Genomic DNA, 16,343 nt, shown 5'->3' with positions numbered 1-16,343 from the left:
TCCTTCAGACCTATCTAGGCCCCCCGCTGCTTCCACCTCCGACTCCGCCGCTCGCACTTTCGCGCGACGGCTGCTTGACGCTGTCGTCGCGATAGCGCTGCACGGCGTCCGAGCCATGTTCGCCGCTGTCGCCGGGCTGCGCGCCCCCAGCCGGATAGACCGGCGCGGGATTGATCGTCTGGACAGCGGTATTGTACTTCACCGCCTCGCCGTAATGATGCGCGACAGGCGCGCACGCGCCGAGCAGTGCGACGAGGCCGATTCCGGCCAGCGGCTTAAAGGTCGTGGCCATAATCGTCCTCCAATGCATCGGGATCGACACCGCCCATGCCGGGCGCCTGGCTCGTTGGCGGTTCGCCGATCGGGTACCACACGCCCTCGGGCTGCTTGGTGGGCAGGCTCAGCGCAGGCACGCCGCTGTCGGTCTTGCCGAGCAGGAACAGGTCGATCTCGTCAGGCGGCAGCGCTCCGTCGGTCGGAACCTTGAGCGAACCGGCCGGAACCGGACGCACCAGCCGCGGCGTCACGATGATCACCAGTTCGGTTTCCTCGCGCCGGAAATTGGTCGACCGGAACAGCGTGCCGATGATCGGCAGCGAGCCGAGGATCGGAAACTGGTTGACCGTGTCCTGGAAATCGGTGCGCAGCAGTCCGGCAAGCGCGAAGCTCTCTCCGTCGCGCAGTTCGAGCACCGTCTGTGCGCGCCGCGTCGACAGTCCCGGGACCACCAGCCCGTTGATGGTGACGGACGCGGACGTGTCGATCGAGCTGACCTCGGGAGCCACGACGATGTTGATTACCCCGTCGGCCAGCACCGTGGGCGTGAAGGCCAGGCTCACGCCGAACGGCTTGAACTGGACCGTGATCGCGCTTCCCGATCCGGTCGAATTCTGCGCAACCGGGATCGGGAACTCGCCGCCCGCGAGGAAACTCGCGGTTTCGCCTGACAGCGCGACCAGCGTCGGTTCCGCCAGAGTCGTCACCGCGCCCTTGCGCTCCAGCGCGTCGAGCGCGAGGCTGATATTGGCCCCCAGAAGCGGGAAGTCGCCAGTGAACACGCCGAACGCGTCCGTGATCGAACTCAGTCCGAGTACGCCGTTGCCGAACCCCGAGTTGGAATCGGAATCGTCGCCCGGCGTCAGGCTGGCGCCGCTGCCGATCGAACCCTGAACGTCCTCGTCGGTGACGAACATGCCGATACCGAGATCCTTGAGCGCGGTGCGTTTGACCTCGGAGAAGCGGACCTCGAGCAGCACCTGCTGCGACGAGCCGATCGAAAGCATGTTGATGACGCGGCCTGGCGCATAGGCCTCGGCCAGCTGCACCGCGCGGTCGGCGGCGACCGCCGACGACACGATACCCTCGAGCACGATGCTGTCGTTGACCATCCGTGCGCCGAGCGTATCCCCCGGCATCAGGTCGGACAGCTGGCGCCGCAACCCGGTCACGTCGGGCCCGACTGCCACGTCGACCACTGCGATGAGGTTATTGCGACCGTCGTAAAGCGTGAGGCTCGTCGTCCCGACCGACTTGCCCAGCACATAGAGCGACTGGTCGGTCAGCGGCAGGACGTCCGCGATCTCGGGATTGCCGATCAACGCCCTCTGGAACCGGCGGTCGGTTCTGAGCACCTGGCTCTTGTTGACCGGGACTGCCAGTTCGCCGGCATGAACCCCCTCCGCCTCGGCGACGATCTGCGCCGACGCAGGCGCGGCGAGGACCGCGGTCGCGGCCATCAGGCCGGCGGCGAGGCCGGCCATCCATTTCTTCTCAGCGCGCATATTCCCCCACCTCATATTCGCTGGACTGGGTACCGCGCGTCACCTCCACCTTGTTGGCAGGGGGAGGCGGCGGCGACTGGCGAACCGTTCTTGCCGGACGCCGCACGACCTGTGTGCGCGGCCGCGGCGCAGGTGCGGCCGCTTCGGTCGCAGCGTCGCCGTCGCGGCGATAGGCGTTCGACAATTCGTACCGAAGGTCGGTCAGGCTGACCGTCTCGACGATCGGAATATTCTCCTGCTCGCCCGGCTTGCGCAGCACCAGGCTGAGCGAGCCCAGCTGCTGGCCGAGCACGAGCTTTTGCGCGTCGACCGGCGTGACCTCTAGCGTTGCGGTGCTCGAGACGTTGGCCGGCGAATTGGGATCGTCCTTCGCATTCTGGTCCATCGCGATGACGCGGATGTTCTGGAGGAGGACGTCGGTGACCTGGCCTCCGGCACCGGCATTCCCGAGCGGCTGGCGCGTGATGAGCACGTCGACCGTGTCGTTGGGCTTGATGAAGCCCGCGACGCCGGAGACGGCGTTGATCTGGACGGTCGTGGCGCGCATCCCCGCCGGAAGGATCGCCGCGATCGAGGCCCCTTCGCCTTCGCCGGTCAAGTCGGCCGCCAGCATCGGCTGGTTGATCTGCACCGGGCGAAGCACGTGGCGCGCCTTGCCCGCAGGCAGCAATTCCTCGAGCGACGAAAAGGTGCCTGGCGGCAGCGCGTCGGCCGGATAGTTGGCGAACTTGATATGTTCGGGCTTAATCTCGAATCCGTAATTCATCGGCACCGCGGCAACCGCGATGCGCTGCGTTCCGGAGTTTGCGGCCTCGATCCGCGCTTCGCGTGCGGAAAACCAGCTGTTGGCAACCCATACGGCGACCAGTCCGAGGACGACCGCGATGGCGATGGCAATGAGCGACTGTCGTTGCATTGGCGCCTCACCCCCCTGTTTGGGCTTAACCTATATCAGTCCTCTGGCAGTTTTCCTAGCTTTCCCGTGTGACAGACGTGTCACACTCGCCGAATGCAGAGGCCGGAAGTAGAAACGGCCGGCCGTTTGAAGGGCCGGCCGTCTCTTTTTGCATGCCCCGATCGGGGCGCCGGATTAGCAAATGGAAGTGGTCGCGTTCTCGCCGGCTTCGATGCAGTTGGTGGTGTCGTCGATCGCATTGCCGATCGCGCCGCCCAGGGCGACCGCGGCAATCGCGAGCGTGGCACCAATGATCGCAAGGATCAGCGCGTATTCGGCCGCCGAAGCACCCGACTCGTCTTTGATCATCGAAATGAACTTGTTCATGTCCTGTCCCCTATCTCACCCAATACTTGTACGATGCGGATGCCCCGTCAGGGACGCCCGTCCGTCACCTCATGCCCTGTGGAAAACTAGGCTCATGCCCGAAGGCGCCTCACCCGTTTCCGCACGGCGAGCAGTCCGCGTCGGATGAGTGGAAGCTGACTCCGCTTTAACTTTGAGTCAACCAATCCGATTTAACGCGTGTTAATTCCGCAGCCGTTTCCAAATTCTTTACAGGCCGCGGAAATCGGCCGAATTCGGCGAAATATCGGGGTTAACGCAGGTTAAGCTCTGCGCTCAGAATTGTCCCGAATCTGGACTCTCGTCTTGCTGAAATGGCGGCACGGAAGCTCCGAGCCGTTCGTGTCAGGCGCACGACTCGGCCACGAAAATCGGCGTTTGGGCAGTTTGCGACTCGGTCTGTGGACTAAATCTCGACGCGGCGGCGGTAGGTGACGTTCACGCGGCGCGAGAGGATCAGGTAGGGCGCCCAGATGGCCGCACTGATCAGCACCTTCTTGCCGTTTCCGTCGAGCAGCGTGTGAAGCGGCTCGGCAACACTCGCCGGGAGGCCCTGCGCGGCGACCATCTTGGCGATGACGAGCTGCATCGCGATGTCGACGATCCAGATCGAGACCAGCAGCCGCGGGAAGATCGGGGCACGCTTGAGCGCCGCGACGAACGCGATCGAATAGAGCGAGCAGAGCAGCACGACATCGAGCGTCGCCATCAGGTGGAGCGTCGACAGCCAGGTCGGCACGTCCACCGCGATCGCGGGAATCGCGACGAGATATTCCATCATACGCACCGGCACGTTGAGCAGCATCCCGATCAGCAGCGAGACCATCAGGCCGCCCGCACCGAACAGCGGATGCGCGCGCGCTTCCTCGAGCGACACGTCGCGCCAGTGGCCGTAGCGCGCCAGGCGCGTCTTCGGCCCCTGCATCTCCTCGCCCTGCGCGAACCACTTGAGCGCGAAGCCCATCGACACCAGCGGCGCGATGGTCACGAGAATGTACGGGAACGCCGTCGTCAGCCCGGTCGCCCCCTTGCCCGCGACGCCGAGCCCGACGCGCAGGCTGCACGCCGACATGGCCAGCAGCAGCCACACGGTCATGATCCGCGGCAGGCCCACTTCGAGTCGCGACAGCAGATGCGCTGCACGGCCTTGCAGGGTGAGCGTGACGGTCTGGATCATCGGGCAGTCTTTCGAAGTCGGAACCAAAGCGGCTGCCCCAAGCCAATAGTCCCTTAACCTTACTGCCCCGTAAATATCCTGCCGACTGGAACTGTTCCGTCCGATATGGACGCGAAACGAACAGGTCTTGTCGTTTAACTTCCGTTATGACAAGAAGTCGCTGCTCGGATGATTCTCGCGGGGGGACGCGAATGACCCGGGCTCCAACTTTCGACGACTTGAGCTGCGCGCGGTGAACATCGCGTCGCTCTTCGCCGCCTTCGCGGGCGAGCTTGCCCTATTCGCTGCGGTCGGCTTCTTCGTCTTCGCGCTCGACGACCTTCTCGTAGACATTCTCTATTTCACGCGCCGCCTGTGGCGCTCGGCGACCGTCTACCGCCGCCACCCGCGCGCCTTTGCCGACCGCATGGGTCCGCCCGCGCGCCCCGGCTGGTTCGCGGTCCTCATCCCCGCCTGGGACGAAAGCGCGGTGATCGGCGACATGCTCCGCTCGACGCTCGAGCGGTTCGGCGAGGCCGACTACCGCCTGTTCGTCGGTCATTATCGCAACGACGAAGCGACCGCGGTCGAAGTGATGAAGGTCGACGATGCGCGCATCCAGCTGGTCGAGATCGACGCCGACGGCCCGACAAGCAAGGCCGACTGCCTCAACCATCTCTACGACGCATTGGTCGCACTCGAATGGGGCATGGACCGGCCCGCCAAGGCAGTCGTCCTCCACGATGCCGAGGACCTCGTCCACCCGCTCGAACTCCCGCTGTTCGACCGCCTGGTCGAGCGCGCCGCCGCGATCCAGCTGCCCGTGGTCCCGCTGGTCCACCCGGACTCGCGCTGGATCAGCGGCCATTATTGCGACGAGTTCGCCGAGGCGCACGGCAAGGAGCTGGTCGTGCGCGAGGCGGTCGGCGCCGCGGTCCCGCTCGCCGGGGTCGGCTGCGCCATCGAGCGCGGCGCGCTCTCCCAGCTGGCCGCGCAGCGCGAGGGCCGCCCCTTCGCTGCCGACAGTCAGACAGAGGATTACGAGCTCGGCCTGCGCCTCGGCGCCATGGGGCACAAGACATTGTTCGTGCGAATTCCCGCCATTGCGGGCGAGGAAGCGGTGGTCGCCTCGGCGGGGCACTTCCCCTCGACCCTCGACACGGCCGTTCGCCAGAAGGCGCGCTGGATCGGCGGCATCGCGATGGCGGGCTGGGACCGGCTCGGCTGGTCGGGCTCGCTCGGCGAGCGCTGGATGCGCATGCGCGACCGCCGCGGTCCGCTCGCAGCCTTCCTCCTCCTCGCGGGCTACGCGGCCGCGTTCCTGTGGGCGCAGCTGTGGTTCGCCCGCGCCCTGGGTGCACCCATCGCGCTCGAGATCGATCCCCTCCTCGCCGCCCTGCTCGGATTGAACGGCATGCTCCTGATCTGGCGGCTCGCCATGCGCATGCTGTTCACCGCGCGCACCTACGGACCGTGGCAGGGGCTGCTCGCCGCGCCGCGTCTCGTCGTGGGCAACCTTATCGCCATCCTCGCCGCCTGGCGCGCCTTCCGGCTCCACGCCTCGGGCAAGCCGCAGCGCTGGGACAAGACGCGTCACATCTTCCCCGGAAAGGTTTCCGCATGAGCCATTCGGTCCGTTTCCTCGCCGCCGCCATCGCTACCTGGGCAGGCGTGCGGGCGATCAGCCTCGGCCTCTATCCCGGCGCAAACGCCGAAGCCGCCGTCCTGCCCGACCCGCTGACCGCGGCGCCCGCGGCTGCGACCGCAGCCCTCGCCGCCTCCGCCGAAACCCTGCCGCCGGGCCAGCGCATGAGCCCCGCCCAGCCGCTGGCGGGCCAGCCTTACGCTCCCGCGTACGCCTTGCCTTATGGCGCACTGCCACCGGGCGCGATGCCGGTGCCCGCTCCCTATTACTACTACCCGCTTCCCGTGCCGGTCCGGATGGCCGCGGCGCCGACGCTGCCCCCCACGTCGTATGCCAGTGCTCCGGCATCGGGGGGCGGGGCATGGTTCTCGCCGGGCGGCGAGATCATGCCCCGCCCCATGCCCTCCTACGCGCTCCCCGCGACGGCATCGACCGCCGCCGCCGCTTCCCTCCCCCCCGAAAAATCGCCCAACCTCGGCAAGGCGGCGGCGGTGGCGCCCGGCAAGCTCGACCGCTGGAAACTCCACGCCTGGTCCTATTATCGCTCCGAGCGCGGCGGGGCGCCCGCCACGCCCTCGCTCGCCAGCGCCGGCATGCTCGGCGGCAGCCAGGGCGGCGCGCGGCTCACCTGGTTCGCGACCCCGCACCTTGCCGCGAGCGCGCGCGTCACATCCTCGCTCGGCGCGATCCGCGGCACCGAGGCGGCATTGGGCTTGCGCTACCAGCCCTTCGCCAAGCTCCCGCTCGCCTTCACCGCCGAACGCCGCGAGCGGGTCGAGGGCGTCGGCCGCTCGGCCTTCGCCGCCTTCGCCGAAGCCGGCGCGTGGGGCGTCCCGCTGACGGGCAAGTTTCGCGCCGACGGCTAAGCGCAGGCGGGGGTCGTCGGGCTCGACAGCCGCGACTGGTTCGTCGATGCGCAGCTCGCCGCCACCCGCCCGTTTGTGAAGAATGTCGACGGCGGCTTCGGCGTGTGGGGCAGCGCCCAGCCGGGCCTCTCGCGCCTCGATGCCGGCCCGCGCCTGTCGATGCCGCTCGGCAAAAGGATGCGCGTCCACGCCGACTATCGCTTCACGCTGGCCGGCAACGCCCGCCCCGGCTCGGGCCCTGCGGTCACCGTGGCGGGAGACTTCTAAGCCCCCGCTTGGCCTCGTGCCCGCACCCCGCTAGTGCGGCACGAGGCCCATGGACATCTATCTCCCCATCGCCGGCATGTCGGTCGACGCGCTCCTGATCGTGGCGCTGGGCCTGCTCGTCGGCATCCTCTCGGGGCTGTTCGGCGTGGGCGGCGGCTTCCTCACCACGCCGTTCCTCATCTTCTACGGCATCCCGCCGACCGTCGCGGTTGCCTCGGCCACCACCCAGATCACCGGCGCCTCGGTGTCGGGCGCCGCGGTCCACTACCGCAAGGGCGGGGTCGACCTGCCGATGGCCGCGATCATGATCGCGGGCGGGCTCGTCGGCTCGCTTGGCGGCGCCGCGCTGTTCCGCCTGCTCCAGGCCTCGGGGCAGGCCGACCTCGTCATCGGCTTCCTTTACGTCATCATGCTCGGCGCGATCGGCGCGCTGATGCTGCGCGACGCGCTCGTCGCGCTCCACGTCATCGCCCCGCCCGCCAAACCCAAGTCGCGCCGCCGCCACCATAAATGGATCGCGGCGCTCCCGCTGCGCTGGCGCTTCTACGCGTCGGGTCTCTACCTCTCGCCGCTCGCCCCGCTCGGCCTCGGCGCGGTCGCGGGCGTCCTCACCGTTCTGCTGGGCGTGGGCGGCGGGTTCATCCTCGTGCCCGCGATGATCTACCTGTTCGGCATGGCCGCGCGCGTCGTCGTGGGAACCAGCCTCGTCGTCATCCTCGGCGTCTCGGCCGCGACCACGCTCGTTCACGCGCTCACCACGCAGGCTGTCGACATCGTGCTCGCCACCCTGCTCCTCCTCGGCAGCGTCGTCGGGGCGCAATACGGCGCGGTCCTCACCCATCGCCTCAAGCCCGACCTCCTGCGCCTCGCGCTCGCGGTCATGATCCTCCTTGTCGCGCTGCGCATGATCCTCGGACTCGCCTGGCAGCCCGACGAGATCTTCACGCTGAGGTCGCTGGCATGATCGCGCGCCTCGTCCTTGCCCTTCTCGCCTTCGCGACGCTGACCGGCGCGGCGGGCCCCAAGCTCGTCCCCGACGTCTCGAGCCGGGCGATCGAGATCCGCTATTCCTTCACCGGTGCCGAACTGCTGCTGTTCGGCGCGGTCGTCTATCCGGGCGGCCGCGTCCCCGAAACGCCGGCCGACGTGCTCGTCGTGCTCAAGGGGCCGACCGAGCCGATCCTGATGCGCGAGAAGCAGAAGATCGCGGGCATCTGGATGAATGCCGACAGCCACCGCTTCCGTTCGGTCCCGGGCTTTTACGCGCTCGCCAGCGCGAAGCCGGTCGGCGAGCTGGTCGACGAACGCACCGCGGCGATCTACGAGCTCGGCCTCGCCAACCTCTCTTTGTCGCCGGGGGCGGGCAGCGAGCCCGAAAAGCAGCAGCGTTTCGAGGCCGGCCTCATCGACCTCAAGACCCGCCTCGGCCTCTATTCGGAGCAGCCCGGCGGGGTCGAGGTCACCGACGGGGTCCTCTACCGCGCGACCATCGCCATCCCCAGCCGCGTGCCGGTCGGCACCTATACCGCCGAGACCTTCCTCGTCGCCGACGGACGCGTCCTCGCCGCCGCCACGCGCGATATCGAGATCGGCAAGTCGGGCTTCGAGCGGTTCGTCACGCTCGCCGCCGAGCGCCAGCCCCTGCTCTACGGGCTTGCCGCGGTGCTGATCTCGCTCACGCTCGGCTGGATCGCGGCGGCCTTCTTCAAGAAGCGTGTCTAAGGAAAAATTTACCCCTTCCCCGTAGGTTGCGCGCCAATAGTCACGTGTAACGGAGACGGGATCCCCGATGAACGACCAGCCCAACGTCCACCAGTTCGCCAGCGAACTGTCGCGCTTCAGCCAGGATGAGACCGAAGCGGTCCAGGCCCCCGCCGCGGCGCCCGGCCCGGTCGAATCGCCGATCGGCCTCGTATCCGAGATCGCCGGGTCGAGCTCCTCGATCATCCTCGACGCCGAGCGTCTCCACCAGCTCGTGGGCAACACCGATCCCGCGCTCGCCATGTCGGGCCAGGTCGGCAGCCAGGTCAAGATGACGGTCGGCCAGAACTGGCTGATCGCCAACGTGCGCACCATGCGCGCCGGCGACAACGGCAAGGTCATCGCCAATGTCGACTTCCTCGGCGAGGGCAAGCGCGAGGAAGGCACCGGCAAATTGTCGGCGTTCCGCCGCGGCGTGACCCGCTTCCCGATCCCGGGAGCCGAAGTCCACCCGGTCACCACCGCCGACCTTCGCTCGGTGTTCGCCGCCGACAGCCGCCCCAACGTCGAGATCGGTACCGTCTATCCGACCGACGACATTCGCGGCGCGCTCTACGTCGATCCGATGCTGTCCAAGCACTTCGCGATCCTGGGCTCGACCGGTACCGGCAAGTCGACCTCGGTCGCGCTCATCCTCCACCGCATTTCCGAGCTCTCGCCCGAGGGCCACATCGTGATGATCGACCCGCACGGCGAATATTCCGCCGCCTTCAAGGGCTGCGGCGAGATCTTCAACGTCGACAACCTCCAGCTCCCCTACTGGCTGATGAACTTCGAGGAGCATTGCGAGGTGCTGCTGACCAGCTCGGACGACGAGCGCCAGCGCGACGCCGACATTCTCGCCAAGTGTCTGCTCGCCGCGCGCCAGCGCAACAAGATGTCCGAGCAGTACGGCAAGGTGACCGTCGACAGCCCGATCCCGTATCTGCTGACCGATCTCAACGCGATCATCGTCAACGAGATGGGCAAGCTCGACCGCGCCGGCGACACCACCCCTTACCAGCGATTGAAGACCAAGCTCGACGAGTTGAAGGCCGACCCGCGCTACAGCTTCATGTTCTCGGGCATGATGGTCACCGATTCGATGGGCAAGTTCATCGCCAAGATGTTCCGCCTGCCCGCCAACGGCAAACCGATCAGCATCGTCGACGTGTCGGGCGTTCCGTCCGAAGTCACCTCGACCGTGGTCAGCGTGCTCGCGCGCATGGTGTTCGACTACGCCATCTGGAGCCGCACCGAGGCGCAGCGCCCGATCCTCCTCGTGTGCGAAGAGGCGCACCGCTACGTCCCCAAGGACGAGAGCGGCGGCAACCAGGCCGTCCGCGTCATCCTCGAGCGTATCGCCAAGGAAGGCCGTAAGTACGGCGTCAGTCTCGGCCTCATCACCCAGCGCCCGTCCGATCTTGCCGAGGGCGTGCTCTCGCAGTGCGGCACGATCCTCTCGATGCGCCTCAACAACGATCGCGACCAGGCGTGCGTGCGCGCCGCGATGCCCGAAGGCGCGCGCGGCTTCCTCGACGCCATCCCCGCGCTTCGCAACCGCGAGGTGATCGTGTGCGGCGAAGGCGTGTCGATCCCGATCCGCGTCAGCTTCGACAATCTCGAACCCGAAAAGCGCCCGGCCTCGTCCGATCCCAGCTTCGCCGACATGTGGCGCCAGACGGGTGACGAGGAAGGCATCATCAACCGCACCATCAAGCGCTGGCGCGGGCACGGAAAGTAAAGGCTGGCACCTACAGGTTTCCAGTTGGACGGAGAAAGGCGTCGCCCCCTCGGGCGGCGCCTTTTGACTGTCAGGCGTTCGGGCTGCCCACCGGCAGGCGGCGGAAGGCGGCGAGGCGCGCCTTGAAGCGCTCGAGTTCGGGCCCTGCGAGCGTGCGCGTGGTCGACATGCGGATGCCGCGCGGGTCGACCGGCCGCCCCGCGAGGCGCACCTCGTAGTGGAGATGCGCGCCGGTCGACAGGCCCGACGAGCCGACATAGCCGATCAACTGGCCACGCCTGACCGGCATGCCGTCGCCGATCGCGATCCGGCTCATGTGCGAATAGCTCGTCACCATCGCATTCTCGTGCGCGATCTTGACCTGGCGCCCCGATCCGCCCGCCCAACCGGCGCGGGTCACGCGTCCGTCGGCGGCGGCATAGATCGGCGCGCCGTACCCGGCCGCGAAGTCGAGACCGTTGTGCATGCGGTTGATCCTCAGGATCGGGTGGCGGCGCATGCCGAAGCCCGAGCTGATCGGTGCCGACACCGGCCAGCTCATCCCCTCGTCCTTGGCCTGGCCGGTCGCGTCGGCGCCATCGATCCACTCGCCGTCGCCCTTGCCCCACCTGACGAGGCTGAGGTCGGATGCGCCCTGGCGTTCGATCGCGGCATAGAGCAAGCCGCCCGGCACTGGGGCGCCATCGGCAGTACTGCGCTGTTCGAGCACGAGGTCGAACACGTCGCCGGCACCCACTTCGCCGACGTCGATCCGGCTCGCCAGCGCCTTCAAGTAATCGCTCGCCACGCGCGGGCTCGCCCCGGCTTCGCGCAGGCCCCAGTAGAGCCCCGCACCGACGCGCCCGCGCAGCCGCACCGGCACGCGGTCGACCTTGATCGCCTCGCGCGCGACGACGAACCTGTCGCCCTCGCGCCGTAGCGCCACGGCCAGATCCATCCGTGCGCGCAGCGATAGCGCCTCGAGCGGGCGGCGTCCGTTCGCGGCGGCCCGGCCCAGCCGTACCTCGACCCTCGTGCCCGGCGCGATCTTTCCTCCGGCGGCCGCCGCGACCGCCTGCGCCGCCGCTTCGGCATCGCCCGGCGCCACCCCGGCGCGCGTCAGCGAACGGTCGAGCCGCCCGTCGGGGCCGATCGTCGCCAGCAGTTCGCGGGTCGGGCGCTCGGGCACGTCGGCCACCGCGACCACCCTGTCGGTCGGCGCCATGCGCGCGCCGCTGACCGAGCCGCGCGCAGCCGGCGCGATCCCGATCGCGTTCATTTCGCGCAAGGCGTCGCGTCCGTCCGGGGTCGAGGCCCGCGCGGCGAGCGGCTCGATCCCGGGGACCACCAGCAGCAACCCGCCGACCAGCACGCCCAGCGTGCCCGCCCCGCGCCACCAGCGCGGCGAGAAGACATCCTCGCGCAGGTCGACCACGATCCCGCGCGGCGCGTCGGCAATCGCCTCGGGCGCGCGCGCGCGTAGCCCGCGCATGCGCGCGGTCATGTCGTCGGCCGTCGGATTGCCTGTCGTCATCGTCAGTGAGTCCTACCCGCAACATGGTTAATAATTGTTACCGTATCGGGCCACAATCACGCTTGCCAGCGCGCCTTGCGATCCGCATGATTCCACCCATGCCTTCCCGGCACGAGACGATCCTCCGGGCGATCCTCGGCCCGACCAACACCGGCAAGACCCACTTGGCGATCGAACGGATGTGCGCCCATTCGTCGGGCGTCATCGGCTTTCCGCTGCGCCTGCTCGCGCGCGAGGTTTACGACCGCGTCGTCGCGATCAAGGGCGAGAGCCAGGTCGCGCTGGTCACGGGCGAGGAGCGCATCGTCCCGCCCCACGCGCGCTACGTGCTGTGCACTGCCGAAAGCATGCCGATCCCCGACGAGGAGGCCGGCCCCGGCGATCCCGGCGACCTGCCGCGCGACTTCGCCTTCGCCGCCATCGACGAGGCGCAGCTCGGAATCGATCGCGAGCGCGGCCACGTCTTCACCGACCGCATGTTGCGCGCCAGGGGCCGCGAGGAAACGCTGATCCTGGGGTCCGACACGCTGCGCCCGGTGATCCGCGACCTGCTGCCGGAGGCCGAGATCATCGGCCGCCCGCGTTTCTCGACCCTCTCCTATGCTGGCGCGACCAAGCTTTCGCGCCTCCCCACGCGCAGCGCCATCGTCGCCTTCTCGGCCGAGCAGGTCTACGCGATCGCCGAGATGCTGCGCCGCTTCAAGGGCGGCGCGGCGGTCGTGATGGGCGCGCTCTCGCCCGCCACCCGCAACGCGCAGGTCGCCATGTTCCAGCGCGGGGAGGTCGACTATCTCGTCGCCACCGACGCGATCGGCATGGGGCTCAACATGGACGTCACCCACGTCGCCTTCGCCGACCTCTACAAGTTCGACGGGGTGCGCGAGCGCCGTCTCACCGTGCCCGAGATGGCGCAGATCGCGGGGCGCGCGGGTCGCCACCAGCAGGACGGGAGCTTCGGCACGCTCGGCGTCGGCGGAGAGGCGGGCCCGATGTTCACTGACGAGGAGATCTCGGCGATCGAGGCGCACCGTTTCCGCCCGCTCGACCACCTCTACTGGCGCAACGCCGACCTCGACTTCGAGGACGTCACCGCGCTGATCCGCAGCCTCGAGCGCCGCAGTACCGACCCGCTCCTGCGCCAGGCCCCCGAAGCGATCGACCTCGCGGTCCTGCGCACGCTCGCCCAGGATCCCTCGATCGCCCACACGCGCGGCGCCAGGGCGCGGACCCTGTGGGCCTGCTGCGGCCTGCCCGACTTCCGCAAGGTCGGCGCCAATCATCACGCCCGCCTCGTGCGCCGCGTCTACGGCTACATCGCCGAAGGCGGCCATGTCGCGCAGGACTGGTTCAACGCCGAGGTCAACCGGCTCGACCATGTCATGGGCGACATCGAGACGCTCGCCGACCGGCTCGCGGGGATCCGCACCTGGGCCTATATCGCGCAGCGCAAGGACTGGCTGAAGGATCCACAGCGCTGGGCCGAAAGGACGCGCGCGGTCGAGGCGCGCCTGTCCGACGCGCTCCACGCCGCACTGACCCAGCGCTTCGTCGACCGCCGCACTGCCGTGCTCGTGCGCGACATCGGCGCGCACGGCGCCGATGCGCTCCCCGTCACGGTGGCCGCCGACGGCGAGGTCTCGGTCGGCCCCGAGCCGATCGGACACCTCGAGGGCTTCGCCTTCAAGGTCGACCCGGCCGCGCGCCACGCCGACAAGCGCCTGCTGCTGGCCGCCGCCGAGCGCCGTCTGGGCGATGAACTCTCGCGCCGCGCCAAGGCGCTGATCGACGCGCCCGACACGCGCTTCGAACTGGTCGAGGACGGCACGCGCGGACTGGGCGTGGCGTGGGAAGGCCACCTCCTCGCGCGCCTCGCGCCGGGCCGCTCGCTGCTCGAGCCCGCACTGCGCACGACCCGCGACCTCGACCGCCTCTCGGCCCCGTTGCGCGGCGCGCTGCGCGCTCGCCTCGAGGCCTGGCTCGAGACGATGATCGAGCGTCACCTCGGCGCCCTGAAGACCCTCGCCTCCGCCGCCAGCGACCCCGCCATGCCATCCGGCGTGCGCGCCTTGTCGGCCATGCTGGTCGATGCCGGCGGGCTCGTCTCGCGCAAGGGTGTTGCCGACGCCATCCAGCATCTCGACAAGGCCGACCGCGCCCAGCTCCACAAGCTGCGCGTACGATTGGGCGCGCTCGACGTGTTCATCGCCACGCTCCTCAAGCCCGCCGCCCAGTACTGGCGCGGTGCGCTGCTCGCGGTGCGCGAGGATCGCGGCATGCCGATCCTTCCCGCGCCCGGTGCCGCCACGCTCGGCGACGATGCCGACCCGCACGGCGCCGAACTCGCCTATCGCCATCTCGGGGAAAGCTGGCTTCGGGTCGACCTCGCCGACCGCCTCGCGACCCACGCCCACCAGGCCCGCCACAAGGGCGAGGACGACGTGCTCGACCGGGCCTTCGCCACCAGCCTCGGCCTCTCCGACCAGGCGGTCCGCCGCCTGATGGCCGAGATCGGGTTCATCCCGCAGGGCGAGGCGTGGAGCTGGCGCGGTCGCCGAGAACGGCCCAAGCAGCCGCACCCGCACAAGCACCGCCAGCGCCGCCGCCCGCACAACGCCTTCGCCGAAGCGCTCGGCGATCTCGTCGCCCGCAAGGACGCCCCCCCGCCCGCGCGCAAGAAGAAGCGCCCGCACCGCCGCAAGGGGGACGCGCGCTGAGGCTCGACCTGTTCCTCTACCGCATCCGCCTGGCGCGGACGCGCTCGATGGTCCAGCGCCAGCTCGCCGACATGCCGGTCCGCCTCGATGGCCGCCGCGTCGTCAAGCCCTCGACCGAGGTCCGCGTCGGCCAGGTCCTCGTCCTGCCCTTCCACGGCCGGGTCGAGGTGTTCGAGATCCTCTCGCTGCCCGAGCGTCGCGGCCCGGTGGCGGAGGCCAAATCCCACGTCCGCGCCATTTCGCGGACCTTTGGGCAATTGACAGGCACTGGCGCTGACGCCTAGCGAACCGATGAACGCCCACTCGAAGGAACGAGACGCCCCATGACCTATGTCGTCACCGACGCCTGCATCCGCTGCAAATATATGGACTGCGTCGAGGTGTGCCCCGTCGACTGCTTCTACGAAGGCGAGAACATGCTCGTCATCAACCCCAACGAGTGCATCGACTGCGGCGTGTGCGAGCCCGAATGCCCGGCCGAGGCGATCCTGCCCGACACCGAGAACGGCCTGGAGAAATGGCTCGAGCTCAACACCAAGTTCTCGGCCGAATGGCCCAACATCACGGTCAAGAAGGACAGCCCGGAAGACGCCGACGAGCACAAGGGCGAAGAGGACAAGTTCGACAAGTATTTCTCGCCCGAACCCGGGACGGGCGACTGAGCCCCAAGGGAACTCCAACCCGCTTTCACCGCTTCAACCCCTCGAACGACAAATTCGAGGGGTTTTTTCATGCGTCACGTCCTGGCCCTCGCGGCCTTCGCCAGCTTCGCCGCGCCCGCCTTCGCGCAGGACGGGGGTCTCGACGCCGTCCCCGATGCCGAAACCGTGGTCCCGGGCGACATCGTCACGATCGGCGTGGGCGCAGCCTACGGCCCCGACTACGAAGGCTCCGACGACTATCGTTTCCTGCCCGGCGCGTTCCTGCGCGCCGATGTCGGCGGCATCGGCATCGTCACGCGCGGCCTCTACCTCTACGCCGATGTCGTGCCCGACGGCGACGGCAAGATCGGCGTCGACGCCGGCCCGATCGCGGGCTTGCGCTTCTCGCGCACGCGACAGGTCGACGACCCGCTGGTCGATGCGCTGCCCGACCGCAAGACCGGGATCGAGGTCGGCGGATTCGCGGGCGTTTCGGTCAAGGGGCTGACCAACCCTTACGACAAGCTGTCCTTCCGGCTCGACGCGCTGACCGATGTCAACGGCGCCTGGGACGGGTGGAATTTCGGCCCGGACATCACCTTCGCCACGCCCCTGTCGCGCAAGACCTTCGCCAGCGCGAGCGTCGGCATCGACATCGTCAGCGACGACTTCGCGCGCACCTACTTCGCGGTTTCGCCCGAAGAGCACGCGCTCGTCCCCGCCTTGCCGGTCTACGATCTCGACGGAGGCGTGAAGAGCTGGGACGTCGGGCTGCTCGTCGCGCAGGCGGTCACCGGCGACCTGCTCGGCGGGTTCCAGCTGTTCGCCAACGCCAACTACAAGAAACTGCTCGGCGACTTCGCCGACAGCCCGCTGGTCGCCGAGCGCGGCAGCGCGTCGCAATGGTTCGTCGCGGCGGGCGTCGGCTACACTTTCTGACCACGGTCACTCGCCATTCATGTTGAACCCCGTTAGC

Annotated in this window: 16 protein-coding genes; 10 read left to right on the top strand and 6 right to left on the bottom strand. The window is 68.6% G+C overall.

Annotation, left to right across the window (positions count from 1 at the left end; genetic code table 11):
- Positions 1 to 10 precede the first annotated feature (10 nt).
- The 5 genes from NNY25_RS01915 to NNY25_RS01895 form a co-directional block, all read right to left on the bottom strand.
- Positions 11 to 292, bottom strand: a complete 282-nt coding sequence (locus NNY25_RS01915) for a hypothetical protein (RefSeq protein ID WP_265569667.1) — start codon at positions 290 to 292, stop codon at positions 11 to 13.
- Positions 276 to 1,781 carry a type II and III secretion system protein family protein gene (locus NNY25_RS01910; RefSeq protein ID WP_265569666.1) on the bottom strand — a complete coding sequence of 502 codons (1,506 nt, stop codon included), beginning with the start codon at positions 1,779 to 1,781 and terminating at the stop codon, positions 276 to 278. The genes NNY25_RS01915 and NNY25_RS01910 overlap by 17 nt, the downstream gene beginning before the upstream one ends.
- The gene (cpaB, locus tag NNY25_RS01905) at positions 1,771 to 2,697 is read right to left on the bottom strand and encodes a Flp pilus assembly protein CpaB (protein WP_265569665.1); all 927 of its coding nucleotides are present in this window, start codon (positions 2,695 to 2,697) and stop codon (positions 1,771 to 1,773) included. The genes NNY25_RS01910 and cpaB overlap by 11 nt, the downstream gene beginning before the upstream one ends.
- A gap of 174 nt (positions 2,698 to 2,871) precedes the next feature.
- On the bottom strand, positions 2,872 to 3,063 hold the full coding sequence (locus NNY25_RS01900; protein ID WP_265569664.1) for a Flp family type IVb pilin: 192 nt from the start codon (positions 3,061 to 3,063) through the stop codon (positions 2,872 to 2,874).
- 424 nt (positions 3,064 to 3,487) lie between these two features.
- Positions 3,488 to 4,258, bottom strand: coding sequence for a DUF2569 family protein (locus NNY25_RS01895; RefSeq protein ID WP_265569663.1), 771 nt, complete (start codon positions 4,256 to 4,258; stop codon positions 3,488 to 3,490).
- Between the two features lie 232 nt (positions 4,259 to 4,490).
- Here NNY25_RS01895 and NNY25_RS01890 point away from each other — a divergent pair, with 232 nt between their 5' ends.
- From NNY25_RS01890 to NNY25_RS01865, 6 genes are all read left to right on the top strand, one after another.
- Entirely contained in the window at positions 4,491 to 5,861 is a 1,371-nt protein-coding gene (locus NNY25_RS01890; protein ID WP_265569662.1) for a glycosyl transferase family protein, read from the top strand.
- A complete protein-coding gene (locus NNY25_RS01885; RefSeq protein WP_265569660.1) occupies positions 5,858 to 6,748 on the top strand; it encodes a hypothetical protein in 891 nt (296 codons plus the stop codon). Before NNY25_RS01890 ends, NNY25_RS01885 begins: the two co-directional genes overlap by 4 nt.
- 75 nt (positions 6,749 to 6,823) lie before the next feature.
- Positions 6,824 to 7,015 carry a hypothetical protein gene (locus NNY25_RS01880; RefSeq protein WP_265569659.1) on the top strand — a complete coding sequence of 64 codons (192 nt, stop codon included), beginning with the start codon at positions 6,824 to 6,826 and terminating at the stop codon, positions 7,013 to 7,015.
- Positions 7,016 to 7,064: 49 nt separating this feature from the next.
- A complete protein-coding gene (locus tag NNY25_RS01875) occupies positions 7,065 to 7,979 on the top strand; it encodes a sulfite exporter TauE/SafE family protein (protein WP_265569658.1) in 915 nt (304 codons plus the stop codon).
- Positions 7,976 to 8,737, top strand: coding sequence for a TIGR02186 family protein (locus NNY25_RS01870; protein ID WP_265569657.1), 762 nt, complete (start codon positions 7,976 to 7,978; stop codon positions 8,735 to 8,737). Before NNY25_RS01875 ends, NNY25_RS01870 begins: the two co-directional genes overlap by 4 nt.
- Positions 8,738 to 8,804: 67 nt before the next feature.
- On the top strand, positions 8,805 to 10,499 hold the full coding sequence (locus NNY25_RS01865) for an ATP-binding protein (protein WP_265569656.1): 1,695 nt from the start codon (positions 8,805 to 8,807) through the stop codon (positions 10,497 to 10,499).
- Positions 10,500 to 10,569: 70 nt separating this feature from the next.
- On the opposite strand, the gene NNY25_RS01860 is transcribed toward NNY25_RS01865, so the two are convergent.
- Positions 10,570 to 12,012: a M23 family metallopeptidase gene (locus NNY25_RS01860; RefSeq protein ID WP_265569655.1), complete on the bottom strand. Its 1,443-nt coding sequence runs from the start codon at positions 12,010 to 12,012 to the stop codon at positions 10,570 to 10,572.
- A gap of 98 nt (positions 12,013 to 12,110) precedes the next feature.
- On the opposite strand from NNY25_RS01860, the gene NNY25_RS01855 reads away from it, so the two are divergent.
- The 4 genes from NNY25_RS01855 (at position 12,111) to NNY25_RS01840 (ending at position 16,306) form a co-directional block, all read left to right on the top strand.
- On the top strand, positions 12,111 to 14,726 hold the full coding sequence (locus NNY25_RS01855) for a helicase-related protein (RefSeq protein WP_265569654.1): 2,616 nt from the start codon (positions 12,111 to 12,113) through the stop codon (positions 14,724 to 14,726).
- 47 nt (positions 14,727 to 14,773) lie between these two features.
- Entirely contained in the window at positions 14,774 to 15,010 is a 237-nt protein-coding gene (locus tag NNY25_RS01850; protein ID WP_420854300.1) for an RNA-binding S4 domain-containing protein, read from the top strand.
- A 39-nt stretch (positions 15,011 to 15,049) separates the two neighbouring features.
- Positions 15,050 to 15,388, top strand: coding sequence for a ferredoxin FdxA (fdxA, locus tag NNY25_RS01845; RefSeq protein WP_265569653.1), 339 nt, complete (start codon positions 15,050 to 15,052; stop codon positions 15,386 to 15,388).
- Between the two features lie 69 nt (positions 15,389 to 15,457).
- Complete coding sequence (locus NNY25_RS01840; protein WP_265569652.1) at positions 15,458 to 16,306, top strand: MipA/OmpV family protein; 849 nt, start codon at positions 15,458 to 15,460, stop codon at positions 16,304 to 16,306.
- Positions 16,307 to 16,343: the final 37 nt, after the last annotated feature.

The sequence above is a fragment of the Sphingomicrobium nitratireducens genome (genome assembly GCF_026157035.1).
GTDB classification, from domain to species: Bacteria; Pseudomonadota; Alphaproteobacteria; order Sphingomonadales; family Sphingomonadaceae; genus Sphingomicrobium; species Sphingomicrobium nitratireducens.
This window is presented reverse-complemented; position numbering and strand designations above follow the sequence as displayed.

Excerpts from the sequence above, each read along its gene's own strand:
- NNY25_RS01915 (WP_265569667.1), bottom strand. The coding sequence starts at position 292 with ATGGCCACGACCTTTAAGCCGCTGGCCGGAATCGGCCTCGTCGCACTG.
- NNY25_RS01910 (WP_265569666.1), bottom strand. The coding sequence starts at position 1,781 with ATGCGCGCTGAGAAGAAATGGATGGCCGGCCTCGCCGCCGGCCTGATG.
- cpaB (WP_265569665.1), bottom strand. The coding sequence starts at position 2,697 with ATGCAACGACAGTCGCTCATTGCCATCGCCATCGCGGTCGTCCTCGGA.
- NNY25_RS01900 (WP_265569664.1), bottom strand. The coding sequence starts at position 3,063 with ATGAACAAGTTCATTTCGATGATCAAAGACGAGTCGGGTGCTTCGGCG.
- NNY25_RS01895 (WP_265569663.1), bottom strand. The coding sequence starts at position 4,258 with ATGATCCAGACCGTCACGCTCACCCTGCAAGGCCGTGCAGCGCATCTG.
- NNY25_RS01885 (WP_265569660.1), top strand. The coding sequence starts at position 5,858 with ATGAGCCATTCGGTCCGTTTCCTCGCCGCCGCCATCGCTACCTGGGCA.
- NNY25_RS01875 (WP_265569658.1), top strand. The coding sequence starts at position 7,065 with ATGGACATCTATCTCCCCATCGCCGGCATGTCGGTCGACGCGCTCCTG.
- NNY25_RS01870 (WP_265569657.1), top strand. The coding sequence starts at position 7,976 with ATGATCGCGCGCCTCGTCCTTGCCCTTCTCGCCTTCGCGACGCTGACC.
- NNY25_RS01865 (WP_265569656.1), top strand. The coding sequence starts at position 8,805 with ATGAACGACCAGCCCAACGTCCACCAGTTCGCCAGCGAACTGTCGCGC.
- NNY25_RS01860 (WP_265569655.1), bottom strand. The coding sequence starts at position 12,012 with ATGACGACAGGCAATCCGACGGCCGACGACATGACCGCGCGCATGCGC.
- NNY25_RS01855 (WP_265569654.1), top strand. The coding sequence starts at position 12,111 with ATGCCTTCCCGGCACGAGACGATCCTCCGGGCGATCCTCGGCCCGACC.
- NNY25_RS01850 (WP_420854300.1), top strand. The coding sequence starts at position 14,774 with ATGGTCCAGCGCCAGCTCGCCGACATGCCGGTCCGCCTCGATGGCCGC.
- fdxA (WP_265569653.1), top strand. The coding sequence starts at position 15,050 with ATGACCTATGTCGTCACCGACGCCTGCATCCGCTGCAAATATATGGAC.
- NNY25_RS01840 (WP_265569652.1), top strand. The coding sequence starts at position 15,458 with ATGCGTCACGTCCTGGCCCTCGCGGCCTTCGCCAGCTTCGCCGCGCCC.